The organism is Microlunatus aurantiacus (genome assembly GCF_039536605.1).
Taxonomy (GTDB): Bacteria; Actinomycetota; Actinomycetes; order Propionibacteriales; family Propionibacteriaceae; genus Microlunatus; species Microlunatus aurantiacus.
On the sequence record NZ_BAAAYX010000006.1, the window covers coordinates 1 to 18174 of the forward strand.

The 18174-nt window shown below is 71.4% G+C and carries 20 protein-coding genes; 14 read left to right on the plus strand and 6 right to left on the minus strand.

Annotated features, from left to right (window positions below; genetic code table 11):
- Both ABD714_RS11375 and ABD714_RS11380 read left to right on the plus strand, forming a co-directional pair.
- Positions 1–520, plus strand: a 520-nt coding sequence (locus ABD714_RS11375) for a TOBE domain-containing protein (RefSeq protein ID WP_344812462.1), incomplete at its 5' end; no start/stop codon positions are given.
- 156 nt (positions 521–676) lie between these two features.
- Positions 677–2071 carry a DUF4032 domain-containing protein gene (locus ABD714_RS11380; RefSeq protein WP_344812463.1) on the plus strand — a complete coding sequence of 465 codons (1395 nt, stop codon included), beginning with the start codon at positions 677–679 and terminating at the stop codon, positions 2069–2071.
- A 20-nt stretch (positions 2072–2091) separates the two neighbouring features.
- On the opposite strand, the gene ABD714_RS11385 is transcribed toward ABD714_RS11380, so the two are convergent.
- On the minus strand, positions 2092–2745 hold the full coding sequence (locus ABD714_RS11385) for a helix-turn-helix domain-containing protein (RefSeq protein WP_344812464.1): 654 nt from the start codon (positions 2743–2745) through the stop codon (positions 2092–2094).
- Positions 2746–2807: 62 nt separating this feature from the next.
- Between ABD714_RS11385 and ABD714_RS11390 the strand changes: the two genes are divergently transcribed.
- Complete coding sequence (locus ABD714_RS11390) at positions 2808–3302, plus strand: hypothetical protein (RefSeq protein ID WP_344812465.1); 495 nt, start codon at positions 2808–2810, stop codon at positions 3300–3302.
- Between the two features lie 10 nt (positions 3303–3312).
- On the opposite strand, the gene ABD714_RS11395 is transcribed toward ABD714_RS11390, so the two are convergent.
- Positions 3313–4068, minus strand: coding sequence for an SDR family NAD(P)-dependent oxidoreductase (locus tag ABD714_RS11395; protein WP_344812466.1), 756 nt, complete (start codon positions 4066–4068; stop codon positions 3313–3315).
- A gap of 104 nt (positions 4069–4172) precedes the next feature.
- On the opposite strand from ABD714_RS11395, the gene ABD714_RS11400 reads away from it, so the two are divergent.
- Both ABD714_RS11400 and ABD714_RS11405 read left to right on the plus strand, forming a co-directional pair.
- Positions 4173–4508 (plus strand): tetratricopeptide repeat protein, encoded by a 336-nt coding sequence (locus ABD714_RS11400; RefSeq protein ID WP_344812467.1) that lies wholly within the window; start codon positions 4173–4175, stop codon positions 4506–4508.
- A 114-nt stretch (positions 4509–4622) separates the two neighbouring features.
- A complete protein-coding gene (locus ABD714_RS11405) occupies positions 4623–5267 on the plus strand; it encodes a dihydrofolate reductase family protein (protein ID WP_344812468.1) in 645 nt (214 codons plus the stop codon).
- A 54-nt stretch (positions 5268–5321) separates the two neighbouring features.
- Here the strand turns inward: ABD714_RS11405 and ABD714_RS11410 are convergent, their stop codons facing one another.
- The 3 genes from ABD714_RS11410 to ABD714_RS11420 form a co-directional block, all read right to left on the minus strand.
- A complete protein-coding gene (locus ABD714_RS11410; RefSeq protein ID WP_344812470.1) occupies positions 5322–5723 on the minus strand; it encodes a (R)-mandelonitrile lyase in 402 nt (133 codons plus the stop codon).
- 58 nt (positions 5724–5781) lie between these two features.
- Positions 5782–6798 (minus strand): zinc-dependent alcohol dehydrogenase family protein, encoded by a 1017-nt coding sequence (locus ABD714_RS11415; RefSeq protein WP_344812472.1) that lies wholly within the window; start codon positions 6796–6798, stop codon positions 5782–5784.
- A gap of 122 nt (positions 6799–6920) precedes the next feature.
- Positions 6921–8117, minus strand: a complete 1197-nt coding sequence (locus ABD714_RS11420; RefSeq protein WP_425562385.1) for an acyl-CoA dehydrogenase family protein — start codon at positions 8115–8117, stop codon at positions 6921–6923.
- Positions 8118–8135: 18 nt separating this feature from the next.
- On the opposite strand from ABD714_RS11420, the gene ABD714_RS11425 reads away from it, so the two are divergent.
- The 8 genes from ABD714_RS11425 to ABD714_RS11460 all read left to right on the plus strand — a co-directional run bounded on the left by ABD714_RS11425 (position 8136) and on the right by ABD714_RS11460 (position 14919).
- Complete coding sequence (locus ABD714_RS11425) at positions 8136–8723, plus strand: TetR/AcrR family transcriptional regulator (protein WP_344812473.1); 588 nt, start codon at positions 8136–8138, stop codon at positions 8721–8723.
- A gap of 17 nt (positions 8724–8740) precedes the next feature.
- Positions 8741–9163, plus strand: coding sequence for a MarR family winged helix-turn-helix transcriptional regulator (locus ABD714_RS11430; RefSeq protein WP_344812476.1), 423 nt, complete (start codon positions 8741–8743; stop codon positions 9161–9163).
- A gap of 9 nt (positions 9164–9172) precedes the next feature.
- Positions 9173–10579: a cysteine--tRNA ligase gene (gene cysS, locus ABD714_RS11435; protein WP_344812478.1), complete on the plus strand. Its 1407-nt coding sequence runs from the start codon at positions 9173–9175 to the stop codon at positions 10577–10579.
- Positions 10580–10638: 59 nt separating this feature from the next.
- A complete protein-coding gene (rlmB, locus tag ABD714_RS11440) occupies positions 10639–11598 on the plus strand; it encodes a 23S rRNA (guanosine(2251)-2'-O)-methyltransferase RlmB (protein ID WP_344812479.1) in 960 nt (319 codons plus the stop codon).
- A gap of 103 nt (positions 11599–11701) precedes the next feature.
- A complete protein-coding gene (locus ABD714_RS11445; RefSeq protein WP_425562386.1) occupies positions 11702–13171 on the plus strand; it encodes a glycine hydroxymethyltransferase in 1470 nt (489 codons plus the stop codon).
- Between the two features lie 36 nt (positions 13172–13207).
- Positions 13208–13414 carry a hypothetical protein gene (locus ABD714_RS11450; protein WP_344812481.1) on the plus strand — a complete coding sequence of 69 codons (207 nt, stop codon included), beginning with the start codon at positions 13208–13210 and terminating at the stop codon, positions 13412–13414.
- Between the two features lie 38 nt (positions 13415–13452).
- The gene (locus tag ABD714_RS11455; RefSeq protein WP_344812482.1) at positions 13453–13860 is read left to right on the plus strand and encodes a MerR family transcriptional regulator; all 408 of its coding nucleotides are present in this window, start codon (positions 13453–13455) and stop codon (positions 13858–13860) included.
- A gap of 33 nt (positions 13861–13893) precedes the next feature.
- On the plus strand, positions 13894–14919 hold the full coding sequence (locus ABD714_RS11460) for an aldo/keto reductase (RefSeq protein WP_344812483.1): 1026 nt from the start codon (positions 13894–13896) through the stop codon (positions 14917–14919).
- 71 nt (positions 14920–14990) lie between these two features.
- On the opposite strand, the gene ABD714_RS11465 is transcribed toward ABD714_RS11460, so the two are convergent.
- The gene (locus tag ABD714_RS11465) at positions 14991–16454 is read right to left on the minus strand and encodes a cryptochrome/photolyase family protein (protein ID WP_344812484.1); all 1464 of its coding nucleotides are present in this window, start codon (positions 16452–16454) and stop codon (positions 14991–14993) included.
- 162 nt (positions 16455–16616) lie between these two features.
- On the opposite strand from ABD714_RS11465, the gene argG reads away from it, so the two are divergent.
- Positions 16617–18032, plus strand: coding sequence for an argininosuccinate synthase (gene argG / locus ABD714_RS11470; protein ID WP_344812485.1), 1416 nt, complete (start codon positions 16617–16619; stop codon positions 18030–18032).
- Positions 18033–18174 lie beyond the last annotated feature (142 nt).

Below are 18174 nucleotides of genomic sequence, written 5' to 3' on the forward strand. Positions count from 1 at the left end.
CGACCAGGTCGAGGCCATGACCATGGGCGACCGGGTCGCGGTGATGAAGGACGGCGTCCTGCAGCAGTGCGACACCCCGCTCAGCCTCTACGACCGTCCCAGGAACCTGTTCGTGGCCGGCTTCATCGGCTCGCCCGCCATGAACCTGATCGAGGGCAAGGTCATCGACGGCGGCGTGCAGGTCGGTGACCACACAGTGCCCGTCCCCCGCGACGTGCTGACCAAGGCCGGTGACGAGAGCAGCCTGGTGGTCGGGATCCGGCCGGAGAACTTCTCCCTCAGCGACTCCGGCGACGGCCTCGGCATCGACGTCGCCGTGGTCGAGGAGCTCGGCGCGGACGCCTACCTCTACGGGACGCTCGCGGGCATCTCGGAGGACGAGCGGCTCACCGCCCAGCAGATCACCGGGCGGATCTCGTCGCGAACGCCTCCGCAGCGCGGTTCGGCCGTGCGGCTGAGCATCGACCCGAGCCGGGTGCACGTGTTCTCCCCCAAGACCGGAGCTCGCCTGTCGGCCTGACCGCCGGCGCACCCGCGCACACCGATCGACGTTCGAGCCCCCCGCCCCGGCGGGGGGCTCGTTCGGGTTCCCGGGCCGACGTGGCTCCGCTCACACCGGCCCGGATCCTTGCCACACCGGGTGCCGCCGCCCCCGCGGCGGTGCGAGGATGACCGGGTGCCGAGGTTCTTGTCAGCGCAGCCGGACGCCCGTCTCATCACCCTGCCCTGGGACACTCCGCTCGCCGAGTGGCCCGCCGACAAGCTGGTCGCCCTCCCACGAGGCATCTCCCGCCACGTGGTGCGGTTCGTCCGGGTGGGCACCGAGGTGTACGCGGTCAAGGAGGTGCTGGAGCACCTGGCGGTGCACGAGTACCGGCTGCTGCGGGATCTGACGAGGATCGACATCCCCTCGGTGGAGGCGAACGGCGTGGTCCTCAACCGGTTCGATGCCGATGGCGAACCCCTCGACCCGGCGCTGATCACCAAGCACCTGCAGTTCTCCCTGCCCTACCGCTCGCTGTTCTCCCGCGGTGTCCGTCAGGACACGGTCAACCGCCTGCTGGACGCGATGGTGGTGTTGCTGGCGCGGCTGCACCTGAGCGGCTTCCTGTGGGGCGACGTGTCGCTGTCCAACACGCTGTTCCGTCGCGACGCCGGCTCCTATGCCGCCTACCTGGTGGACGCCGAGACCGGCGAGCTGCACGACGAGCTGACCAACGGTCAGCGCGAGCACGACCTGACCATCGCCCGCACGAACCTGTTCGGCGAGTTCTGCGACCTCGAGGCGGGCGGTCTGCTGGACGCCTCCCTCGACCCGCTCGAGCTGGTCCACGCGATCGAGAACCGCTATCGCGAGCTGTGGGGCGAGCTGACCGGCGTGGAGGAGTTCGACGGCAGCGAGATGCACCGGATCGAGTCGCGGGTCCGGCGACTGAACGCCCTCGGTTTCGACGTGGCCGAGCTCGACATCACCACCGACTTCGCCGGCTCGACCATCCGGATCCAGCCGAAGGTCGTCGATGCAGGTCACCACTCCCGCCGGCTGATGCGGCTCACGGGTCTGGACACCGAGGAGAACCAGGCCCGTCGGCTGCTCAACGACCTGGACTACTACCGGGCCCGCACCGACCAGCAGAACGCCGACGAGGCGATCGTCGCCCACCAGTGGCTGACCGAGCGCTTCGAGCCCGTGGTCAACTCGGTGCCGCAGGAGATGCGCGGCAAGCTGGAGCCGGCCGAGCTCTACCACGAGGTGCTGGAGCACCGCTGGTACCTGAGCGAGCGCGCGGGTCAGGAGGTGGACGCCAACGAGGCCGCCCAGTCCTACATCTCCTCCGTGCTCCACCGGCTGCCCGACGAGGCGGTGGCGGTCAGCACCGAGGAGACGCTGACCGGTCTGGCCAACCCGTACGACCCGTCGATGGGTTTCGCCGACGGCGACGACGAGAAGCCGTACGACCCGTGGGAGGACAGCGACGAGGGACCCAGCGAGGACGAGGAACCGGCCGCGGCCTATCTCGACATCGCCGCCCTGCGCGCCCGGACCAGCAAGCCGACGCTGCGGGACTGACAGCTCCGGCCGGCCCGACGCTAGGGGGCTGACCGCTCCAGCACGGCGTCGGCCATCGCCGTGCCGATCCAGCGCTCGTACGCCTCGCCGCTCCAGCCCCGCGTCCGGGTGAGCAGGTCCCACACCTGCACGCTGTTGAGGGTCCAGATCCGGTCCCGGGCCTCCTCCGGAGCCAGGCCCGGCCGCAGGCTCCCCAGCTCGACGACCCGCCGGACCACCATCCCGGTGCCGACCAACCGCTCGCCGTCGGTGATCCGTTGGTGCTCCACGAGGTCCGCCTCACCGCCGGCGGCGCCCGCCGCGATCTGCAGCATCAACGGGCCCACCCGCTCCAGCAGGCCTCGTCCGAGCACGGCGTACGCGTGCAGGAACGCGGCGGCGTCGTCCAGGGCGTACGCGGCTCGGACCTCCGGTCGCTCGGCCAGCGGCACCGGCTCGTCGTCGCCGGCCAGGGTGACGTCGTAGGCGGCCTTGAGCAGCTGCGCCTTGGAACCGACGGCGTTGTAGACCGTCTGGGCCGTCACGCCGGCCCGCGCGGCCACGTCGCCGACGCTCGTCCGGCCGTACCCCCGCTCGGTGAACAGGTCCGCGGCACAGGACAGGATCTCGCCCCGGGTGGCGCGGGCCTGCCGCGCCCGCGCGGCGCTGCGATAGGACCGCCGGTCCGAATTCACTTGACTACCTCTCAATTCGATTGAGAATAGATCAAGTCGATATTGTCACGAGAGGACCCCCGATGACCCAGCTCAGCTCCGCACCGTCGACCACCAGCACCGCGAGGCCTGGCTGGCGGGTGTGGAACCTGGCCGCCGTGGCCGCCCTGACCGCCTACTCCACCGGGATCGCCTGGCAGGCCCAACGCGTGTCCTACCCGCTCTACCGCACGGTGAGCGCCGAGGAGTTCCCGAGCTACCACCTGGCCTACAACGACGCCATCCCGGGCGTGGTGATCATCCCCGGGTTCGTCGGCTTCCTGGCCTGCGCGGCGTTCCCCTGGACCCGGCCGGCGGGAGTCCCCCGGGCGGCGGCCGCCGTGGTCGCGGTCAGCGGGGTCGGGTCGCTGCTCGGCACGGTGCTGTGGGCGATCCCCCGCCACGACCTGCTGGACCGGATCGGGCAGGACCCCGCCACCATCACCAGCCTGATCCAGGCCAACGGGCTGCGCACCGCCCTGCTCACCCTCGGGGCAGTCACCCTGTCCTGGAGCCTGGTCCGGCTGATCCGTCGCTGACCGGGCGGCGTCAGCGCGGAGGCATCCGGAGCGCCCCGTCGAGGCGGATCACCTCGCCGTTCAGCAGCGGGTTGGCGATCAGCTGGTCGACCAGCAAGGCGTACTCGCTCGGCCGACCGAGCCGGGCCGGGTGCGGCACCAGCGCTTCGAGGGTGGTCCGGGCCTGCTCCGGCAGCCCCGCCATCATCGGCGTCTCCATCACCCCGGGGGCGATGGTCATCACCCGGATCCGTCGCTCGGCCAGGTCACGGGCCGCCGCGATGGTCAGGGCGGCGATCCCGCCCTTGCTGGCCGCGTACGCCGCCTGACCGATCTGACCGTCGTACGCGGCCACGCTCGCCGTCATCACGACCAGCCCGCGGTCGCCGTCGTCCGGCGCGTTGTCCAGCATGGCGGTGGCGGCCAGCCGCAGCACGTTGAAGGTGCCCACCAGGTTGATGTCGATCACCCGCCGGAAGTCCGCCAACGGCAGCGTCCCCCGCTTGCCGACGATCCGGCCCGGCGTGGCCACCCCGGCGCAGTTGACCACCACCCGGAGCACACCGGCGCCCTGGGCCGCGTCGACCGCCGCCTGCACCTGCTCCTCGTCGCGCACGTCCGCGCCGAGAGCGGTCACCCGGTCGCGCGGCGCCAGCTCGGCGACCGCCTCCGGCAGGTCGACGATGACGACCCGCGCGCCGGCGGCGAGCACGCTCCCTACCGTGGCGGCCCCCAGCCCGGAGGCTCCGCCGGTGACCAGGACGACGTCGCTGTCGGTGAGCTGCATGAGGTCAGTCTGGCGGACCTCCCCGGCGGATCCCGTCGCGGCCGGCCGTCGGAATAGGCCTCGGCCGGGGCGTGTTTCCGGCTGGGACGGGTGAAGGAGGGGTCATGAGCGAGCTGGACGGGCTGCGGTGGGCCATGGCGGAGGAGCGCTTCGCCGGACGCGACTACCGCGGGGCGGCGCGGCTGCTGGCCGAGATCCTCGGGGACGACCCGGGCAACGTCAGCGCGCGGCTGTTGCTGGCCCGGAGCCACTTCCACGCCGCCCGGCTGACCAGGGCGTACGACGAGTGCGTGGTGCTGCTCGAGCAGGACCCGACCGAGCCGTACGCGCGGTTGCTGATGGCCCGCACCTGCGAGCGGCTCAACAGGCCGGTCGAAGCCCGGGCGCACCGTCGCCTGCTGGCGATCATGTCCGGTGACGACGCGGTCTTCGGCGAGTAGGCGGCCGGGCGCGGGTCGGCCCGAGCAGCACTGTCCCCGGCCAGGGTCATACTGCGGATGTCGTCCGAGGAGCGACCGGCTGACCCCGGAGGACCGACTCACCGAGGAGCGAACATGACCCAGCTGCTGCGGGTTCAGAACTTCACCGTCTCCGCCGACGGCTACGGAGCGGGTGCCGACCAGACCCTGGAGCGTCCGTTCGGTCACGCCGATCCCCGGGTGCTGATGGCCTGGGCGGGCGCCACCGCCGGCTGGCCCAACCGGACCGACGCCGGCGGCAGCCGCGGGCTGGACGACTACTTCACCCGTGACTTCAGCCACAACATCGGTGCCGAGATCATGGGCCGCAACAAGTTCGCCCCGAGCCGCGGACCCTGGGTCGACCACGACTGGCTGGGGTGGTGGGGGGACGAGCCGCCCTTCCACACCCCGGTGTTCGTCCTCACCCACCACCCGCGTCCGTCGTTCAGCCTGTCCGACACGACCTTCCACTTCGTCGGTGGCGACCAGGGCGACGTGCTCGCGCAGGCCCGCACGGCCGCCGAGGGACGGGACGTCCGCCTCGGCGGCGGCGCCCAGACCATCCGCACCTTCCTGGACGCCGACCTCGTCGACACGCTGCACGTGGCGGTGCACCCGAGCGAGCTCGGGGCCGGCAGCCGGCTGTGGGCGAGCCCCGACGAGCTGGCGGACCGCTTCCACCACGAGGCGGTGCCGAGCACCAGCGGCGTCGTGCACCACCTCTTCTGGCGCCGCTGAACGTCGCCCGCCCCGACGGGTCCGCCCGCCTCCGCGACCGGCGGACGCGAGCGGTCAGGCCGAGGCGCCGTACTCCTCGTCGGTGACGTGGTCGAGCCAGGTCACCACCTCGCCGTTCTCGTCCGCCTCCTGCATCGCCACGTGCGACATGAAGCGGTCGGGGGTGGCGCCGTGCCAGTGCTCCTCCCCGGGCTCGATGAAGACGACGTCACCGGGACGGATCTCCACGATCTCACCGCCCCGGTAGGAGACCAGCCCGATGCCGTCGGTGACGTACAGCGTCTGGCCCTTGGGGTGCCGGTGCCAGGCGGTCCGGGCTCCGGGCGTGAAGCGGACGTGCGCGCAGCCGATGGCGGACTGCTCGTCCGGCGACCGCACGTAGTCGATGAGGACGTCGCCGGTGAACCAGTCGGCGGGTCCACGAGCGGTCTGTCCACCGCTGGGGGTGATCTTCATCGGGTGCTCCTGTTCGTCGTGCTGAGTAAGGGCCGGGATCGGTGGTCGGTACCGGCGGTCAGGGCTGCAGCAGCACCTTGGTCGCCGTTCGCTGGTCCATGGCGACGTAGCCTTCGGCGGCCTGCTCGAGCGGCAGGGTCAGGTCGAAGACCTTGCCCGGATCGATCCGGCGCTGCCAGATCCGGTCGATCAGATCCGGCAGGAAGCGCCGCACCGGGGCCGGTCCGCCGTGGACGTGCACGTGGGTCATGAAGATGTCGTCGCCGGCGATGGCGACGTCGTGCAGGACGCCGACGAACCCGACGTGCCCACCCGGTCGGGTGGCACCGATGGCCTGGAGCATCGACTCCTGGGTGCCGACCGCCTCCACCACCGAGTGCGCGCCGAGCCCGTCGGTCAGCTCCTTCACCCGGGCGACGCCGGCCTCGCCCCGCTCGGTCACGATGTCGGTGGCACCGAGCTCGCGGGCCAGCGCCTGCCGGTCGGCGTGCCGGGACATGGCGATGATCCGCTCCGCACCGAGCTCCTTGGCGGCGAGGACCGCCATCAGCCCGACCGCTCCGTCGCCGACCACGGCCACCGTCTTGCCCGGTCCGGCCTCGGCCGCGACGGCGCCGAACCAGCCGGTCCCCAGCACGTCGGACGCAGCGAGCAGTGAGGGGATCAGGTCGTCGTCGGGGACACCGGGCGTGGCGACCAGGGTGCCGTCGGCCAACGGGACCCGCATCAGCTGTGCTTGCGAGGGCCCCGGGAAGTCCCGGTGCAGGCAGCTGGTCTGGTAGCCGGCCCGACAGATCTCGCAGGTGTTGTCGGAGGCGAAGAACGACCCGACCACGAAGTCGCCGACCTTGATCTCGGTGACGTCGGCACCGACCTGCTCGACCACCCCGACGTACTCGTGCCCCATCGGCTTGGGTTCGGTGATCGTGTCGGCGCCCCGGTACGGCCACAGGTCCGACCCGCAGATGCAGGCGGCGGCGAGCCGGATGATCGCGTCGGTCGGCTGCTGCAGGGTCGGCTCGGGCAGGTCCTCGACCCGGACGTCACCGGGGGCATGCATCACGACTCCACGCATCGGTGGAACTCCTTCACGTTCGGCGGTTGACTCCGGCTCAGTCAACTCCGACCGGATGCGGGAAGGGAGTCCCTGGTCTGAGGTGTACCGACAGGGCAACCCTCATCCCCCTCGTCGCTCCGTCAGCGCAGCAGCTGGCGGGCGATCACCAGCTTCTGGATCTGGTTGGTGCCCTCGAAGATCTGCGTCACCTTCGCCTCGCGCATGTAGCGCTCGGCGGGGTAGTCGCGGGTGTAGCCGTAGCCGCCGAGGACCTGGACCGCGTCGGTGGTGACCCTCATGGCGGTGTCGGTGGCGACGAGCTTGGCCACCGCGGCGTCGCGGGTGAACGGACGACCGGCGTCGGCTTTCCGTGCCGCCATCAGGTACGCCGCCCGAGCCACGTCGACACCGGCGGCCATGTCGGCCAGCAGGAACTGGATCCCCTGGAACTCCGCGATCGCCGTGCCGAACTGCTGCCGCTCCTTGGCGTGCTCCACGGCCGCGTCGAGCGCGGCCTGGGCCAGTCCGGTGGCGCAGGCGGCGATGCCCAACCGACCGGAGTCCAGCGCGTCCAGGGCGATCGCCATCCCCTGGCCCTCGGCCCCCACCCGCCGGCGCTCCTCGACACCGACGGCATCGAGGTAGAGCGCGGTGGTGGTCGAGCCGGTCAACCCCATCTTCCGCTCCGGCTGGCCGAAGCTCAGGCCGGGGGCGTCGGCGGGCACCACGAAGCAGCTCAGACCCTTGGTCCGGTCGTCACTGGTCCGGGCGAACGTCGTGTACGAGTCGGCCCGCGACCCGTGCGTGATCCAGGCCTTGGCGCCGCTCAGCGAGTACCCCTCGTCGGCCACCTTGGCCCGGGTGCTGATGCCGGTGATGTCGGAGCCGGCCTGGGCTTCCGACAGCGCGTACGCCCCGAGGAGGTCCCCCGCCAGCAGCGGGGCCAGCAGCTCGGCGTGCTGCTCGGCGGTGCCGAACCGGTGCAGGGCGTGACAGCTGAGCACGTGCACGGCGACCCCGACCCCGACGCTCATCCAGGCCGCTGCGATCTCCTCCAGCGCCTGCAGGTACACCTCGTACGGCTGGCCCGCCCCGCCGACCTCCTCGGGGTAGGGCAGACCGAGCACCCCGGCCTGACCGAGCAGGGCGAAGGCGTCGCGCGGGAACTCCCCGGCGGCCTCCGCGGCCGCGGCCCGCGGAGCCAGCTCCTCCGTAGCGATCTCGCGCACCAGGGCGACCAGCTCGGCCCCCTCGGCGGTCGGCAGCACGCGGTCCACCCCCACGGCGACCTCCTCCATGATCAACAGCCGGGACGTGTCCCAGACCGGTACTGTCAAAGGTACGTTGGTACCGCCATGGAATCCACCTCAGCTCTGACCGAGCAGCTCACCACCCGCCAGCGCCAGCTCGTCGACGAGCTGGTGGACCTGTTCCTGGCCGAAGGATTCGTCCATCTCACCCTGGACGACCTAGCCTCGCGGCTGGGCTGCTCGAAGCGGACGCTCTACGCACTGGCCGACAGCAAGGAGCAGCTCGCGGTGCGGACTGTCCGGTCCTTCTTCCGACGGTCCACCGAGCAGGTCGAGGCCGCGATCGCGCGCACCCGCTCCCCCGCCACGCGGCTGACGCGCTACCTGGAGGCCGTGGCGGAGGCCTTGCGGCCGGCCGGCCCCCAGTTCCGCCGCGACCTGGCTCGCACCGCGACCACCCGCGAGCTGTACGAGCAGAACGCCGTCGCCGCCGCCGACCGGGTCCGCGTGCTGATCGACGAGGGCATCCGGGCCGGAGCCTTCCGCAACGTGTCGGCGGTGTTCGTCGGCGAGGTGGTGACGGCCACCATGCGCCGCATCACCTCCGGGGAGATCGGTCGGGCGACCGCGCTGGACGACGCGCAGGCGTACGCGGAGCTGGCTCGGCTCGTCGTCGCCGCCCTCCGACGCTGACCGCTACTGTGACCAGCGTGAGCGAGGACCTGCACGAGCTGGGCGAGATCCTGGTCAGCACCGCCGCCGCGGTGGTGCGCCGGGTGCCCACCGACGGCCTGGAGGTGAGCCTGGCCGCGGCCCGGGTGATGGCCCGGATCTCGGACAACGGCCCCTGCCGGATCAGCGACCTGGCGATCCAGGAGCGGTCGTCGCAGCCGACCATCACCAACCACGTCAAGCGGCTCGAGGCGGCGGGTCTGGTCGAGCGCTCGACGGACCCCACCGACGCTCGGGCCTGGCTGATCGACCTGACCGAGCGGGGTCGGCAGCGGCTGGTCGAGATCCGCGCTCAGCTCGGCACGAACATCGAGCCGATGCTGGAGATGCTGTCGGCGCGCGACCGCAAGGCGCTGCGGGCCGGACTCGAGGTCATGCGGCGGATGGTCGCTGCTCGGTAGGCTGCCCCGGTGAGCCTTCGCCTGTACGACACCGCGACCCGTGAGGTCCGCGACTTCGCACCGCTGGTCCCCGGCGAGGTCTCCATCTACCACTGCGGTCTGACCGTGCAGGCCTCGCCGCACGTGGGCCACATCCGCAAGGAGGTCGTCTTCGACGTCCTGCGCCGGTGGCTGACCTGGCGGGGCCTGCGGGTGACGGTGATCGCCAACGTGACCGACATCGACGACAAGATCCTGACCAAGTCGGCCGAGGCCGGTGTCCCGTGGTTCGCCCACGCGTACCGGTTCGAGCGCGAGCTGCACGACGCGTACGCCGCTCTGGGCTGCCTGCCACCCACCTACGAGCCCCGCGCCACCGGCCACGTGCCCGAGATGCTCGAGCTGATCGAGGTGCTGATCGAGCGCGGTCACGCGTACGTGGCCGAGGACGGCTCGGGCGACGTCTACTTCGACGTGCGGTCCTGGCCGGCGTACGGGACGCTCTCCCGGCAGCGGATCGACGACATGGAACCGGCCGGTGACGCCGACCCGCGCGGCAAGCGCGACCCCCGGGACTTCGCTCTGTGGAAGGGCCACAAACCCACCGAGCCGACCACCGCGTCCTGGCCCACCCCGTGGGGCCGCGGCCGGCCGGGCTGGCACCTGGAGTGCTCGGCCATGGCCGGGAAGTACCTCGGCGACGAGTTCGACATCCACGGCGGCGGTCTGGACCTGCGGTTCCCGCACCACGAGAACGAGCTGGCCCAGTCGACGGCGGCCGGGCAGCGCTTCGCCCGCTTCTGGATGCACAACGCCTGGGTGACCGCGGCCGGGGAGAAGATGAGCAAGTCGCTGGGGAACGGCGCCCTGGTCCGGGAGGTCGTGGAGCGGTACCCGGCCCGGGCGGTGCGGTTCTACCTGGCCCAGCCGCACTACCGGTCCGCCATCGAGTTCTCCGACACGTCGCTGGACGAGGCGACCGCGGCGCTGGCCCGGATCGACAGCTTCGTGGACCGGGCGCTGGAGCTGGGGGCGCGGCCGGACGGCGTGGTGCCGGAGGCGTTCGCGGCGGCGATGGACGACGATCTCGGCACCCCGGGCGCCGTGGCGGTGCTCTACCAGGCGGTCCGGGACGGCAACACCGCGCTGGCCGGCGACGACCACGCGACGGCGACCGCCCGGCTGGCCGAGGTGCTGGGGATGCTCGGAGTCCTCGGGCTGGACGCCGCCGACCCGATCTGGCAGCGCGGCGGCGACGACGCCCGGCTGGTCAGAGTGGTCGACGGCCTGGTCCAGACCCTGTTGGAGCAGCGGGCGGCGGCCCGGGAGCGGCGCGACTTCGCCGCCGCGGACGCCCTGCGCGACGCCCTCAAGGACCTGGGCATCGCCATCACCGACACCCCGACCGGACCTCGCTGGTCCCTGGCCGAGCACTGACCGCACGGCCGATCACCGACCGCACGCCCCGAGCACGAACGAGCAGGTAGAAGAAGGACATGGTAGGCAACAGCCAACGCAAGGGCGCCGTCCGCAAGGGCGGCAAGGGCAACACCGCAGGGTCCGGCGGGCGGGTCCGCCGCGGGCTGGAGGGCAGGGGCCCGACCCCCAAGGCCGAGGACCGGCCGTACCACGCGGCGTACCGGGCGAAGAAGGCCGCTGACCGACGGAGCGGCACCGGGCAACGCCCCGGGGAGGGCCGCCGCAGCGGCAAGCCCGGTGTCGGCGCCGAGTGGGTGATCGGCCGCAACTCCGTGCTCGAGGCACTCGAGGCGGAGATCCCGACCAAGACCGCGTACGTGGCCGAAGGCGCCGAGCGCGACGACCGGCTGCGCGACATACTCAAGCTGGCGGCCGGCCGCAGCCTGCCCATGCTGGAGGTGACCCGGGTCGAGCTGGACCGGCTGACCGGCGGTGCCGTGCACCAGGGGGTGGCCCTGCAGCTGCCGGAGTTCAGCTACGCCCACCCCGACGACCTGCTCGGGCTGGCCATCGAGTCCGACACCCCGCCGCTGATCGTGGCCCTGGACTCGATCACCGACCCACGCAACCTGGGCGCGATCATCCGTTCCGCCGTCGCCTTCGGTGCCCACGGGGTGATGATCCCCGAGCGTCGCTCGGCCGGGATGACCGCCGCGGCCTGGAAGACCTCGGCGGGTGCCGCGGCCAAGGTGCCGATCGCGCGGGCCACCAATCTGACCCGGACCCTCAAGGCGTACGCCAACGCGGGGCTGTTCCTGGTCGGTCTCGACGGTGAGAGCGACGTCGACATCGCGGAGGTGGCGGAGGCGTCCGGGCCGATCGTGCTGGTCGTCGGGAGCGAGGGCGCCGGCCTGTCCCGGTTGGTCCGGGAGACCTGCGACACCGTGGCCGCGATCCCGATGGGCGGCTCGATGGAGTCCCTGAACGCGGGGGTGGCCGCCGGCATCGCCCTCTACGAGATCGCCCGCCGCCGCTGACCCCGACTTCTGCACCGCTATCCACCTCTGACGTGGGTTCTGCTCCAGAAGATCGAGGTCGAGTCGGTCACCCGGCGCGGGTAAACTCCGCCCGGTGACCGACCTGCTTGCACCAGCCACCACCGACGCCCCCTCGTTCGACGTCGCCGCCACCGCCTCGGAGGCCTACCGGGCCGCCCTCGCCGTCATCGAGAGCGTCGAGCCCCGGGTGGCCGACGCCACCCGCGCCGAGCTGGCCGACCAGCGGAGCTCGCTGAAGCTGATCGCCTCGGAGAACTACGCCTCGCCGGCCGTGCTGCTGACCATGGGCACCTGGTTGAGCGACAAGTACGCCGAGGGCACCGTCGGGCACCGCTTCTACGCCGGCTGCCAGAACATCGACACCGTCGAGTCGCTGGCTGCCGAGCACGCCCGCGAGCTGTTCGGGGCCGAGTACGCGTACGCGCAGCCGCACTCCGGCATCGACGCCAACCTGGTCGCCTTCTGGTCGATCCTGGCGCACCGGGTCGAGTCACCCGAGCTGGCCGAGCTGGGTGCGAAGAACGTCAACGACCTGACCGACGAGCAGTGGGAGACGCTGCGCCACAAGTTCGGCAACCAGCGTGCGCTGGGCATGAGCCTCGACTCCGGTGGTCACCTGACCCACGGCTTCCGCCCCAACATCTCCGGCAAGATGTTCGCCCAGCGCTCGTACGGCACCGACCCGACGACCCAGCTGCTCGACTACGACCAGGTCGCCGCGGCGGCCCGGGAGTTCAAGCCCTTGATCCTGATCGCCGGCTACTCCGCGTACCCGCGCCGGATCGACTTCGCCAAGATGCGGGAGATCGCCGACGAGGTCGGTGCCACGCTGATGGTCGACATGGCCCACTTCGCGGGACTGGTGGCCGGCAAGGTGTTCACCGGCAACGAGGACCCGGTGCCACACGCCCACATCGTCACCTCGACCACGCACAAGTCGCTGCGCGGACCGCGCGGCGGTCTGGTGCTGGCCACGGAGGAGTACGCGTCGAGCGTCGACCGCGGCTGCCCCCTGGTGCTCGGCGGGCCCCTCGGTCACGTGATGGCGGCCAAGGCCGTCGCGTTCGCCGAAGCCCGGACGCCCGCCTTCCGCACCTACGCGCAGGCGGTTGCCGACAACGCGCAGTCGCTGGCCGACAGCCTCAAGCAGCGGGGCGCGAAGCTGGTCACCGACGGCACCGACAACCACCTGGTGCTGATCGACGTGACCGGCTACGGGCTGACCGGGCGGCAGGCCGAGTCCGCGCTGCTCGACGCCGGCATCGTGACCAACCGGAACGCCGTGCCCAACGACCCGAACGGCGCCTGGTACACCTCCGGCGTCCGGATCGGCACCCCCGCGCTGACCACCCGCGGCTTCGGCGCCGACGAGTTCGACACGGTCGCCGACCTGATCGTCACCGTGCTCAAGGGCACCACCCCGGTGACTGCGTCCAGCGGCCAGCCGGGCAAGGCCAAGTACACCCTGACCGACGGTCTCGCCGCGGCCACCAAGGCCGCATCCGCCGAGCTGCTGGACGCGAATCCTCTGTACCCGGGGCTGCAGCTCTAGTCCCAGTCCCGTTCCGGCTGCTGCGTGGGAGGTGCTGTGGGACCCACCACCCTCACCTCCATCGGGCTCGTCCTGTTCGGTGTGCTCGTCCTCGGCCTGACCGCGTACGGCTACTACCTGCTGCTCGTCGACGGAGCCAGCCTGCGCCCGGCCGAGGACGATCCGGAACGGGCCACCGAGACCGCCGTCCGCGATCTGCGCAGTCAGATCGAGGCGTACGAGCGAAGCCACCGCCAGCCCTGAGGGACCTTCGAGTGCACTCGAAGAGGCACACTGGGGCGATGGACGCCAGCGACCAGTCCGTCACCATCGCCGAGGCTGCCGCGGCAACCGGGCTGACCACCCACGCCCTGCGCTACTACGAGCGTGACGGCCTGTTGCTCACCCCGCCCGCGCGGACCAGCACGGGTGTCCGGCGTTACCGCGACGTCGACCTGGCCTGGATCACCATGATCACCCGCTTACGCGCCACAGGGATGCCGATCCGGACCATCCGGGCGTACGCGGAGCTGTGTCGTCAGGGCGACGGGAACGAGCACGAACGCCTCGAGCTGCTGCTCGCGCACCGGGACCGGGTGCTGGCGGACCTGGCCCGGGTCACCGACCACCTGGGTGCCATCAACCGCAAGATCGGCATCTACGAGGACCGGCTCGAACGGCGCACGCTCCCCACCGCGGTCGGGGGTTGACTTCGAGCGCACTCGAAGGCGAAGAGTGATCTCATGACCACCACTGATGAGACGACCGACCAGCCCACCCTCCCCCGTCGCACCCTCGGCACCGGCGACCACGGCCTGGAGGTGTCTGCTCTCGGGCTCGGCTGCATGGGCATGTCGGAGTTCTACGGCAGCACCGACGAGTCCGCGGCCGTCGCCACCATCCACCGTGCCCTCGACCTCGGCGTGACACTGCTCGACACCGCCGACATGTACGGGCCGTTCACCAACGAGGTGCTGGTCGGCCGGGCCGTCGCCGACCGTCGCGACCGGGTCGTGCTGGCCACCAAGTTCGGCAACGTCCGCGATCCCGAGGACTCCAGCTTCCGGGGCATCGACGGCAGTCCCGCGTACGTCCGCCGGGCTTGCGACGCCAGCCTGCAGCGGCTGGGTCTCGACCACATCGACCTCTACTACCAGCACCGGGTCGACAAGACGGTGCCGATCGAGGAGACCGTCGGGGCGATGGCCGAGCTGGTCACCGCCGGCAAGGTCCGCTTCCTCGGGCTGAGCGAGGCGTCGGCCGACACCATCCGGCGGGCCCATGCCGTGCACCCGATCACCGCCCTGCAGACCGAGTACTCGCTGTGGACGCGGCACGTGGAGCACGAGATCCTGCCGCTGCTGCGCGAGCTGGGCATCGGCCTGGTGCCCTACTCCCCGCTCGGGCGAGGCTTCCTGACCGGGACCATCACCTCGGCCGACGACCTGGCGGCCGACGACTTCCGCCGCCACAACCCCCGCTTCACCGGCGACGCCCTGGCCGCCAACCTGGCCCTGGTCGGGGCCGTCCGCGAGCTCGCCGCCGCCAAGGGCGTCACCGCCGGCCAGCTCGCTCTGGCCTGGGTGCTGGCCCAGGGCGACGACGTCGTCCCGATCCCCGGCACCAAGCGGGTCCGCTACCTCGAGGAGAACGTCGGCGCCGCCGCCGTACGCCTGACCGAGCAGGATCTCGTCGCCCTCGCCGACGCCGTGCCGGTCGACGCCGTGCAGGGCGAGCGCTACCCGGACATGTCGAGCATCGACGCCTGAGCCTCGACCGACCCGAGTGGTCAGATCCGGTGGCGGTCCGGGCCGCCACCGGATCTGACGCCCCGGCGGGTTCACGGCTCTTCGGCGAGCACCTGGTCCAGGTCCTTGAGCCGGTCCAGCCCCCGGACCATCTGACCCATCCTCGGGTTGGCCGCGAACTGCTCGCGGTGCCGGTGCAGGAAGCGCCAGTAGCCGCCGGTGAAGGGGCAGGCGTCGTCGCCCACCCGCTTCTTCGGATCGAACCGGCAGCCACCGCAGTGGTCGCTCATCTTGTCGATGTAGGCGCCGCCGGACGTGTAGGGCTTGGTGGCCAGGATCCCGCCGTCCGCGTGCTGGCTCATCCCCACCACGTTGGGCACCATCACCCAGTCGTAGCCGTCGAGGAACGCGCGGTGGAACCAGTCGGTCACCTGCTGGGGCTTCCAGCGGTGCTGCAGGGCGTAGTTGCCGAGCACCATCAGCCGCGGGATGTGGTGCGTCCAACCGGTCTCCCGGACCGACGTGAGCGCCGACCGTACGCAGGCGGCGTCGGTCCCCTCGGGATCCAGCGCGGCGAACCAGTCGTCGATCGAGCGCCGCTGGTCGAGCTCGTTGTGGCTGCGGTAGTCCTCGCCGAGGTGCCAGTAGAGGTGCCAGATGTAGTCCCGCCAGCCGATCACCTGCCGGACGAACCCCTCGACGGCCGCCAACGGCGCGGCACCGTCGTGGTACGCGGTCTCCGCCGCGCGCACCACCTCGACCGGCTCCAGCAGACCCAGGTTGAGCGGCACCGACAGCAGCGAGTGCGCCATCCAGCGGTCGTGCGCCATGATCGCGTCCTCGTAGCGACCGAAGTCGGGCAGCCGGTGCTCGACGAAGTCGGCCAGCGCCGCCAGCGCCTCCGTGCGGGTGGCCGCGAACAGCCGCGGTCCGTCCTGGCCGAGGAACTCGACCCCGCCCGCCGCCAGCCGGTCCAGGTCGTCGCGCACCTCGGCGTCGATGTCGTCCTCGGTCGGCCAGACGGGCTCCGACAGCCCCAGGGTCGCGCGGCCCTTCGGTGGCGGCTCCCGGTTCTCGGCGTCGAAGTTCCAGCGGCCGCCGACCGGCTCGGCGCCGTCCATCAGCACGCCGATCCGGCGACGGTTGTCGCGGTAGAAGTCCTCCATCAGCAGCCGCTTCCGACCCCGGCCGTCGGCCCAGGCGGTGAACTCGGCGCGGGCAGCGCTGAAGCCGCGGGCCGGCAACCGCTCGATCTCCCGCGCCTCAGCCAGCCGGTCGACCAGGTGCAGCGCGGCCCACGAGGTCGGCTGGATCACCTCCAGCGGTCCGTCCACCTCGGCCAGTCCGTCCCGGTAGCTCTCCGACCGGACGTAGCGGCACCGCTTCCCCAGCTCGGCCGCCCGGTGCCGCATCGCCGACCACACCAGGTGCGCCTTCTGCCGGTGGAACGCGCGTCGCCGCAGCACGCCGGTCGACTCGATCACGAGCACGGGGAGGTCGGTGTCGTCGAGGTAGTGCGGGCCCAGCTGGTCGCCGAACAGCCAACGCATCGCCATCGTTCACGCCCTTCCTCCTCGGTCGACCACTACCCAGCGGTACGACGATCGCACGGGCGACCGCCTGCTCTTCCCCGACGTACGTCACCGGGGATGCGAACCCCGTGGGTCAATGCATGAATATTCGACATATGACATGAATATGTTCTAGGCTTCGATCTCGTGTCCAAGGTCCTGAACTCACTCCCCGTCGGCGAACGCGTCGGCATCGCCTTCTCCGGAGGTCTCGACACCTCCGTGGCGGTCGCCTGGATGCGCGAGAAGGGCGCGATCCCCTGCACCTACACCGCCGACCTCGGTCAGTACGACGAGGACGACATCGACACCATCCCGGAGCGGGCGCACCAGTACGGGTCGGAGATCTCGCGTCTGGTCGACTGCAAGGAGGCCCTGGTCGAAGAGGGTCTGGTGGCGCTGCAGTGCGGCGCGTTCCACATCCGCACGGCCGGTCGCACCTACTTCAACACCACGCCGCTGGGCCGGGCCGTCACCGGCACCCTGCTGGTCCGGGCCATGAAGGACGACGGCGTGGACATCTGGGGCGACGGGTCCACGTACAAGGGCAACGACATCGAGCGGTTCTACCGCTACGGTCTGCTGGCCAACCCGCAGCTGCGGATCTACAAGCCGTGGCTCGACGCGGACTTCGTCGAGGAGCTGGGCGGCCGGGCGGAGATGTCGGCCTGGTTGACCGAGCGGGACCTGCCGTACCGGGCGTCGAAGGAGAAGGCGTACAGCACCGACGCCAACATCTGGGGGGCCACCCACGAGGCGAAGCGGCTCGAGCACCTCGACACCGGGGTGGAGATCGTCGAGCCGATCATGGGCGTCGCGTCCTGGCGCGACGACGTGGAGATCGCTCCCGAGGTCGTCACCATCGCCTTCGACCAGGGGCGGCCGGTGGCCATCAACGGCCAGACCTTCTCCTCCCCCGTCGCGCTGGTGCTGGAGGCCAACGCCGTCGGTGGCCGGCACGGGCTCGGCGTGAGCGACCAGATCGAGAACCGGATCATCGAGGCCAAGTCCCGCGGTCTCTACGAGGCCCCGGGGATGGCGCTGCTGCACATCGCGTACGAGCGGCTGCTGTCGGCGATCCACAACGAGGACACGATCGCCAACTACCACGCCGAGGGTCGCCGGCTCGGCCGGCTGATGTACGAGGGCCGCTGGCTGGACCCCCAGTCGCTGATGCTGCGGGAGTCCCTGCAGCGGTGGGTGGGCTCGGCCGTCACCGGCGAGGTCACCCTGAAGCTGCGGCGCGGCGAGGACTACTCGCTGCTGAACACCTCCGGTCCCTCGCTGAGCTACCACCCGGACCGGCTCTCGATGGAGCGGGTGGCCGATGCCCCGTTCGGTCCGCTGGAGCGGATCGGTCAGCTCACCATGCGCAACCTGGACATCGCCGACTCCCGGGCTCGGCTCGAGCAGTACGCCGCCCAGGGCATCGTCGGTGGCGCGACCGCGGAGCTCGTCGGCGGGCTCGAACCGGGCTCGTCGAAGGCGATCGCCCGGGGAGCCGGACCGGATCCGGAGCAGGAAGCGCTCGACCGGGCGGCCATGGAGTTCGGCACCGACTGAACCCAGCTCTGCGCCTCTCGCCCGGACTCGGAGTGCGGCCCACAGCCACTGAGTGGGGCTTTCTCACCGATGTCGGTGAGTGTCAGCGCTCTTCTAGATGTGGACCAGTAGCGCTCTTCCAGAAGTGGACCACCTGACCAGA